This is a genomic window from Acidocella sp., assembly GCF_013044125.1.
Classification (GTDB): Bacteria; Pseudomonadota; Alphaproteobacteria; order Acetobacterales; family Acetobacteraceae; genus Acidocella.
On record NZ_JABEVC010000126.1, the window covers coordinates 1 to 7,513 of the forward strand.

The window sequence follows — 7,513 nt, forward strand, 5'->3', positions numbered from 1 at the left end:
CAACGTGGACCGCCTGAGCTTCGACAACTGGGCCGAACATCAGGCCCTGGTTGGCGATACCGCCATCGCCGAGATGGAATACCCGCGCGCCAAATCCGCCCGCCAGCTGCCAAAAGCCATCCGCCAGCGCCTCGCCGAGCGCGCCGAAGCAACACAGGCGGCAGGCAACGCCGCCGCCTGATCTTCCGGTGCTGACGATGACACGAGGTGGAATGAAGGTGAGATTTCACCTCACGTCCGAATCTGCCCCAAAATTGGGTTGGTTGTTCAACCCCATCGTGACACATTCGATGCCGTTAGGCTGTCCGCCCCAACATATTCATTGGCAGGACCGCGCGTTTTGGGGTTCATCTCCTTAAGGAGCTGACCTTGGCCCTTATGGCCCCAGATGTCGCGTTCCTCACCATGCGGCCAGGTTTATCCTTATACGATTTTGTGTCGATATCTCATTTTGTTACAATCCCTTTCTCCATCGGCGCGAGTTTTGCGAGCAAATTATTTTGTGCTGCTAAAGGGATGTTATGATACACCATCGACTTCTGAAGGTCTTCCGCGAGTGCGTTAAAAGCCGCATCCGTGACACCGAGATTTTGATGAACAGTTTTCATGTTCTCGTTGAATTCACAGGGTCCACCTTCCAGCATACAAAACTGAGTTACAAGCGCTGCATGAAGAGCGGGGATATTAGCATTTGTAAAATAAGCCTTAATACGGCTATCGGCGAGAACATTATTCAAAAAATCACCAACGACTGTATTCAAGCCTTGCTTTCGGCCGAACGCATTATAATAAGACGTGCTTGCTCTCGATGCTGCCGGAGACAGGCTGATTGTCACAACACTGAGGGCGGAGAGGACAATATATTTCAATTTAACTTTAACATAATGCGGCATTTTGACCTCCTTGTTAACTGATTTTCTAGAAACTAGATGTAGCGGATAGATAAACGCCATTTTGATTTTTCTCGCTTGCGATTGTGCCCAGATCTGCATAGGCCAAAGTGATCGAAAGATATTTCACAGGGAAATACGCGATGTATACGTCCTTCCAATCGCTCGTCTTGCTTAGGGCATTTCCGAGAGGGCCGTAACCAGGAACATTACCCGGGGCGACAACCTGGTAATGTGGCATAAAGCGATATTCTCCACCAACCACAAGGTTGTTATTCAGCCAATAACCAACGGCGAATTCCGGCTCAATGTGATACCCAGTCTTCGGACCATTAGGCCCGACGCCGCCAAACCCAAGCAGGCCGTTTTGTATCGCGTTCGTCGCGTCGAGCGTTGCCGTAACCATCGTGTAATGGCCAAACAATCCATTCAACCACACTTTGGTCGCGGCAATATAATATTCGCTGCCCGAAGGCCGGGTTCCGATTGCCCTGGTAAAACTCGAATTTTCGTTATGGTGATACTCATAGCCCACGGAAATTTGTGGAATTAGCGTGCCCTGATCATAGATCGCATTGCCGTAAAGCCGGACTTTAATGCCAATTATATCCTGATTGATATTTACATTGTCGAGCCGCAAGGCATGCGGCAGCACGCTTTCTGGGGTGTTCGCGGGAGCCCCGAGGGCATTAAAAATCTTTCCGTCCAAAGTTGCGCCGGTTGATCCGAGTTGAAAACTTTGATGAGCGAATGACAGCTCTACGCGGTTGGATAGAGCAAATAAGCCGCCATAGGTGGCAAGCTGGTAGTTACGCAAAAATACATGCGTGTAGAACGCCGTACCGCCAACCTGATCTTTAGTCGTGTACCCGCCGATCAATGCCCAAGGCACAATCCCCCCACCGGCAGCGCCACCAACGGCCGTGACGGCGCCAGTCGTGACCAGGCCGCCCATATCGAACATATGGGCCGTCAAATTCGGCGCGGGCTCCGCAGCGACCATCTGCGCCCTGGCTGAAGAGCCGGCGAAAGACGCAACGGCGAGGACAGAAATTCCATATATCCGCGCGTATTCCGTGATATTTTTTTTGAGAGATGCCCGTGCTTTTTTCATTAAGCCTCCGAATAATCATTATCAGTTACGAATTTCACACAACAATCATCGCGGCTGATCCCAGATCAGTATCGCTGACGAACCAAAAACTTTTTGGTTCCACATTGAAAAATGAACGAAGACAGATTTTTTAACGGGACATAATGTGTATTCCTGTTCAAGGCTCGTGTTGTGCGATGCTAACAGCCTATCTACGAGAGGGGGCGCCACTTAGATGCAGCGCCCCATAGTTAAATTTTACACTGGCGCACTTGATATGCTTTTTAATTCTTTGAGCGGCTGGTGTCTTTTTTGATAACGCGGCTTTATTCAGCTTGGCAGGTGTTGTTTTTCGATTTTACAAATGCGATCTCTACTGTCGCAAGGCGAATGCCGAGTTTGGTAATGATTGAGTGATCCAACGCCACGCTATTTGCCTCGCGGAACCTCCAATCATCAATTTTGACAACAACCTGACGACCCCCGATCGGCAGCTTCTGATGAAATACCAGATGCCACGCATTGCCCGCTTGCTCACCATCGGCGGTCCCGATGACATCGGCAGCGGTTCCCGTCCAATCGCCATGACTGGATTCAACGAAATGCCAGGTTCGATTTTTTGGCTTGTCCCGGCTTTCCTGCAAGTATGTGATATGCTCAACCAGAGTAACGGCCCGTGCTGACGGATTCCAGGTGCCGATCTCACAAACATGAAACTGGGATTGGAGATTATTGAAGCGATCGATAACGGCGCCATACCCATCCACCGCGCCAACCATCCAGTTATCAGGCGCCATGGAGGGATGACCGTTCACGAATTGGCTTACGGTCATAGAACTGCAACCTGTAAGCGCAAGCCCAAACAACAATGTTAACCTAAAACCAAGCAATTTTTGTCCCTTTTTGCCGATGAGAATGAGCCATATGCCCGCAATTGCGGCGCCACACGCCGCACGGCAGCGCTGATGCCCGCCTTAAACGGAAAAATATATTCAATAACAACGCTATAGAAAAAAACTCCCGCATGCTTGGCCATGTTGACGGTAACGACTATCCGCAGTTACGTAAGCGCGCTGAGGTTGGATGCATGTATCCCGTCGTTTGCAGGTTTTTTTTCGCTGACAGGACCGCATCCCGGCGCGTCAGATTGACTGGTACGAGATGTTATGAGTTAATCTGTAGGTTGATCGCATTCATTAGGCAAAATATCCGAATGAGACTGAGATCAATCAGGCTTTTGATTGACGTTTGCACGGGGGGGAGAATTTTCGTGACGCTCGCAAGCGCGAATCATCAGGCCGCTATCGATCGCGCCGAGCTGTTGGCTTGCCTGCACAGGGTCACCCGGGGAGACCGGCTGGCTCTTGAGGAGATCTATCGCCGGACCAATGTGAAACTATTCAGCCTTTGCGCGCGTATCTTGGTGGATCGCGCGGAAGCAGAGGATGTGTTGCAGGAGGTCTATATCACTGTGTGGAACAAGGCTGACCAGTTTGACGAGGCACGCGGACTAAGCCCCATGACCTGGCTGTTGACCATTGCCCGTAACCGATCGTTCGACCGGCTGAGGTCGCGGCGGCAGTATCACGGCGCATTGGATGAGGCCGTGGAGGTCGCTGATACGGCGCCTCTGGCTGATATTGCCTTGGCTTCGCTTGAGAGCGCCCAACGTCTCAATGCCTGCCTGGATGGCCTCGACGGCCGGACTGCGCAGGCCATTCGCGCGGCATTCTTCGGTGGCCAAACTTATGAATGTCTCGCAACAGCCGCCGGCACGCCGCTGGGGTCCATGAAAAGTCTGATCCGCCGCGGGTTGATGCGGCTGAAAGCCTGCCTCGGATCATGAGCGTCCCTGAAATTGATCCTCCCGATGATGACATTGAGATGCTCGCTGCGGAGTTTTTTCTGCGCCTCCTGAATGCCGGCGAGATCACCAAGCTTAACGCTTTGCGCACACATAACAGGCAGTTTGATGAAGCTGTGCAGGCATGGGAAATGAGATTAATGCCGCTCGCCGAGGTGCTGGCGCCGGTGCAGCCAGGTGCGCGCGTCTGGCCGGCGATTACCGCGGCCATAGCCTCTGCTGAAACTACAAAGCCGCGTTTAGGTTTATGGGATAATCTGAAATTCTGGCGATATTTCGGCTTGAGCGCGGGCGCGTTTGGAACCGTATTCGCCGCTGCCATGATCGTTGCCGTTTTTTTGCGCGCGCCGCCGCCCCTTCCCATCGCGACCGCCAGTCTTGTCACTGAGCATGCTGGCCTTTTTGTCGCAACCGCGGAGAAAAAGAATGGTGGTATATTGCTGGTCGTCAGCCCTTCCCAGGTGAGTGTGCCGCAACATAAATCCGCCGAGCTTTGGCTGTTAACGCCTGGCAATCAACCCGAGCCGTTGGGATTATTGGCGAGCAATCGTTCCGTTGCCGTAAATCTATCGGCCAATCGGCTTCACGGCAGCATCAGCAATGTAACGCTGGCCGTCTCGATTGAACCGGCCGGCGGATCGCCAACAGGGCTTCCGACAGGACCGGTTATCGCCGTCGCGAAATTTGTGCCGATTTGAACATTTAATTTGCATCCGCGTGCGCACGCGGTTCGTAGCTCCGGTATTCTTCACCTTATGAAGAAGAAAAAATTCAGGAGTTAAAAATGAAGTTTCGAATTTCACAAATTTGTCTAACGGCCGCAATGCTGGCTGGCCTTCCGGCAGCAGGATTTGCACAATCAGCAATGTCATCATCGATGAGCGGTGCGTCCATGATGCCGGCCGCCGATCCCATGGTGGGAGGTTCCGCGATGTACCCGACAAGGAATATCATTGCGAACGCTATTAATTCCAAAGATCACACCACGCTGGTCGCCGCGGTAAAAGCTGCCGGACTGGTGCCAACCCTGGAAGGACCCGGCCCATTTACGGTCTTTGCACCCACCAACGAAGCGTTTGATGCGTTGCCGGCCAACACCGTCTCCACACTGCTCAAGCCCGAGAACAAAGCGGAGCTGACGAAAATTCTGACCTATCATGTGGTGGCCGGAAAATACGAAACGGCGGACCTGAAAGCGCTGATTCTGAAGGATGGCGGAAAGGCCAGTTTGAAAACAGTTGCTGGGCCAGAACTTAGTTTCACCCTGTCCAACGGAATGGTTCAGGTTACTGACGACAAAGGAGATACCGCCAATATAACGGTCGCCGACGTCAATCAGTCAAATGGCGTCATCCAGGTCGTCGATAAAGTTCTTATGCCGTAATATCGATTGCGATGACTTCGGATTGACCTCTTTTGCGGGTCAATCTGAAGTCTAAGTCCGCCGCCAGACGTTGCACGCGGTTCGCACTTTTCTATGATGCCACAGGCGCCATTCCACCTGCGGCCAAAAATAAATCCGGCCGGTAAAGGCTTGCCGCGTTGTCCAAGCTGCCTGGAGGGGCTTTTTGCCAACGCAGCATCTGCTGGGCAAACCAGTTGGCCAGCACCCCGTCAGGGTACTGCTGGGTAAACAGGGGCCCTCCCGTTTCCGGGTTGAGCGCGGTGGCGATCAGCTCCGCCGGCAGGTTTAGGTATTCAGGCTGCGCCAGCAAAGCCGCCAGGGCGTCGCGCTTGTCCATGGCGGCGCAGAGCGCCCCGGCTTTGCGCAGCGTCTTTAGCATGGCGGCGACCCCGGCCGGGTCGCGCGCCACCAGATCCGCCCGCAGCGCCAGGCATTTTTCCGGATGGTCCCGCCAGATGTCGCGCGAACGCACGGCCATGAATCCCAGCCCGGCATGTGCCGCCACCTGGCCCCAAGGCGCCCCCGCGCAAAACCCGCTGATCGCGCCAGCCGCCAGGCTGCTGACCATTTCCGCAGGCGGCAGCACGGTAATTTCCACATCCTGGTCAGGGTTCACGCCCGCCCCCGCCAGCCAATGGCGCAGCAGCAGGTCGTGCGTGGAGAAACTATGCACCACCGCGAGGCGCACCCGTCTCCCGGCGATCACCCCCGCGATGCCGTGGCTTAAAAAATCATCACGCAGAGGAGAGGCGAGCGTGACCGCATTGCCGTTGACACTCAGGTTCATCGGCACCACCAACTCAGTTTTGCGCCCGCGCAAGCCCGCCGTACAGGCCATGGCGAGCGGCGGCAGCATGACCGCGCCATCCAGCAGCCCGTAGCTCAATTTGTCGGCTATATTCGCCCAGGAAGGCTCAACCGAAAGGCTGACCCGCACGCCGTTGATCGCGAACATTTCCTCGTGGTCCGCCAGAATCACCGGCGCGGCGTCGCAGAGCCGCAGCAGTCCCAGCCGGATTGTCTCAGCCATCATGATGCCTCCGTTTTGCGCCCGCGCAGCAGCGCCGCGGCAATGTCCGTGATTTTTTTCTGCTGGTCCATGGCCCGGCGTTGCAGGAAGCGGTGCGCGGCCGGCTCGCTCATTTTATCCTCGGCCATCAGCAGGCGCTTGGCTGCGTCGATTATCTGGCGGGCCTCGATCTGCTCGCGCGCCTCGGCCAGCTTTTCCTGCAGGCCGCGCATGCGCTGGAACACGGCCATGGCGGTGCGCAAAATGGGCTTGATCGCGGGCAAGGTAACGCCACCGACATGGTAGGAGCTGACCCCGGCGGCAATGGCTTCCTCCATGAACTGCGGGTCGTCATCGTCAATGAACATCAGCACCGGCACCATTTGCTGCGCGTTCAGCGCGCGTACCGAATCCAGCCCGTCGCGGTCTGGCCGGGCCATGTCGACGATGACCACATCCGGGCAGGCGCGGCGCACGGCGTCCAGCAGATTCTCGCCAGGACGGGCAAGAATGATCGAAAAAGCATCATCCTGCACCTTGAGCTGGGCAGAAAGCGCCCTGGCGTGTGTGCCATCGCAATCGGCCACCAATATTTTCATGGGAGTGCTGCCATCATGCGGCAGATATCAGCAATTACCGGGCCAGAATTTCGCAGGCTGCAAACTGAACCGCACTGATGAAATCCATCAATACCCTATGGCGAGGCCTGGGGGATTTGTGAACCTCGGAGAGGCGCAGTTAAGAACAGCAGATCGCAGCCCCCTGATTTTATGCCGCGCTGGCGCGCAGGCAGTCGCGCACGCAATCCAAATCTCCCAGGATGCGGCGCGCGTGTTCGATCAGCGCCTCGGCCGACTGGCTTAGATTGCCTGTCTCGGCAACGGAGAGCAACTGTCCCCCGTCAGCGCCCATGAGACAAACTTGGTATCTTGAATAAAGGAGGATTTCTGGCTCATCGTAGCGACGAAGGAGCGTAGATGAGCCAGAAATCCTCGACTTCAAAACCGCCTGCCGAGGCGGTGGTGCGTGAGATTCGCCGCGCGACGCGGCGGCATTATTCGGCGGAAGATAAAATCCGCATTGTGCTGGAGGGGCTGCGCGGTGAGCACAGCATCTCCGAGCTATGCCGGCGCGAGGGCATTGCCGAAAGTATGGTAACTGCCCAGCTACTCTGCCCGGCTTTCAGGCGACCCGGATGTTTTGAGCGAGTCGATCTGGGCACTGCGTCAACACTTCGATGAGTTTCCAACCC

General features: G+C 55.3%; 10 protein-coding genes and 1 pseudogene. 5 read left to right on the plus strand and 6 right to left on the minus strand.

Features of this window, described 5'->3' with window-relative positions; all coding sequences use genetic code 11:
- On the plus strand, positions 1-181 hold a 181-nt coding region (locus HKL97_RS08085; protein WP_291424187.1), incomplete at its 5' end, for a hypothetical protein.
- A gap of 265 nt (positions 182-446) precedes the next feature.
- On the opposite strand, the gene HKL97_RS08090 is transcribed toward HKL97_RS08085, so the two are convergent.
- The 3 genes from HKL97_RS08090 to HKL97_RS08100 form a co-directional block, all read right to left on the minus strand.
- Complete coding sequence (locus tag HKL97_RS08090; RefSeq protein WP_291424189.1) at positions 447-893, minus strand: group 1 truncated hemoglobin; 447 nt, start codon at positions 891-893, stop codon at positions 447-449.
- 25 nt (positions 894-918) lie between these two features.
- Complete coding sequence (locus HKL97_RS08095) at positions 919-2,004, minus strand: DUF3034 family protein (RefSeq protein ID WP_291424191.1); 1,086 nt, start codon at positions 2,002-2,004, stop codon at positions 919-921.
- A gap of 305 nt (positions 2,005-2,309) precedes the next feature.
- A complete protein-coding gene (locus HKL97_RS08100; RefSeq protein WP_363238597.1) occupies positions 2,310-2,873 on the minus strand; it encodes a DUF3833 family protein in 564 nt (187 codons plus the stop codon).
- Positions 2,874-3,253: 380 nt separating this feature from the next.
- Here HKL97_RS08100 and HKL97_RS08105 point away from each other — a divergent pair, with 380 nt between their 5' ends.
- The 3 genes from HKL97_RS08105 (at position 3,254) to HKL97_RS08115 (ending at position 5,231) form a co-directional block, all read left to right on the plus strand.
- Complete coding sequence (locus HKL97_RS08105; protein WP_291424193.1) at positions 3,254-3,829, plus strand: sigma-70 family RNA polymerase sigma factor; 576 nt, start codon at positions 3,254-3,256, stop codon at positions 3,827-3,829.
- On the plus strand, positions 3,826-4,545 hold the full coding sequence (locus HKL97_RS08110) for an anti-sigma factor domain-containing protein (protein ID WP_291424194.1): 720 nt from the start codon (positions 3,826-3,828) through the stop codon (positions 4,543-4,545). Before HKL97_RS08105 ends, HKL97_RS08110 begins: the two co-directional genes overlap by 4 nt.
- Positions 4,546-4,631: 86 nt before the next feature.
- Positions 4,632-5,231, plus strand: a complete 600-nt coding sequence (locus HKL97_RS08115; RefSeq protein WP_291424196.1) for a fasciclin domain-containing protein — start codon at positions 4,632-4,634, stop codon at positions 5,229-5,231.
- Between the two features lie 91 nt (positions 5,232-5,322).
- Here HKL97_RS08115 and HKL97_RS08120 read toward each other — a convergent pair whose 3' ends face one another.
- The 3 genes from HKL97_RS08120 to HKL97_RS08130 all read right to left on the minus strand — a co-directional run bounded on the left by HKL97_RS08120 (position 5,323) and on the right by HKL97_RS08130 (position 7,173).
- The gene (locus HKL97_RS08120) at positions 5,323-6,285 is read right to left on the minus strand and encodes a CmpA/NrtA family ABC transporter substrate-binding protein (RefSeq protein ID WP_291424198.1); all 963 of its coding nucleotides are present in this window, start codon (positions 6,283-6,285) and stop codon (positions 5,323-5,325) included.
- The gene (locus HKL97_RS08125; RefSeq protein WP_291424200.1) at positions 6,282-6,860 is read right to left on the minus strand and encodes an ANTAR domain-containing response regulator; all 579 of its coding nucleotides are present in this window, start codon (positions 6,858-6,860) and stop codon (positions 6,282-6,284) included. Before HKL97_RS08125 ends, HKL97_RS08120 begins: the two co-directional genes overlap by 4 nt.
- A gap of 169 nt (positions 6,861-7,029) precedes the next feature.
- Positions 7,030-7,173 (minus strand): hypothetical protein, encoded by a 144-nt coding sequence (locus HKL97_RS08130; protein ID WP_291424202.1) that lies wholly within the window; start codon positions 7,171-7,173, stop codon positions 7,030-7,032.
- Positions 7,174-7,238: 65 nt separating this feature from the next.
- On the opposite strand from HKL97_RS08130, the pseudogene HKL97_RS08135 reads away from it, so the two are divergent.
- Positions 7,239-7,415 (plus strand): annotated as a pseudogene (locus tag HKL97_RS08135) (transposase); the annotation flags it as partial.
- Between the last annotated feature and the right edge of the window lie 98 nt (positions 7,416-7,513).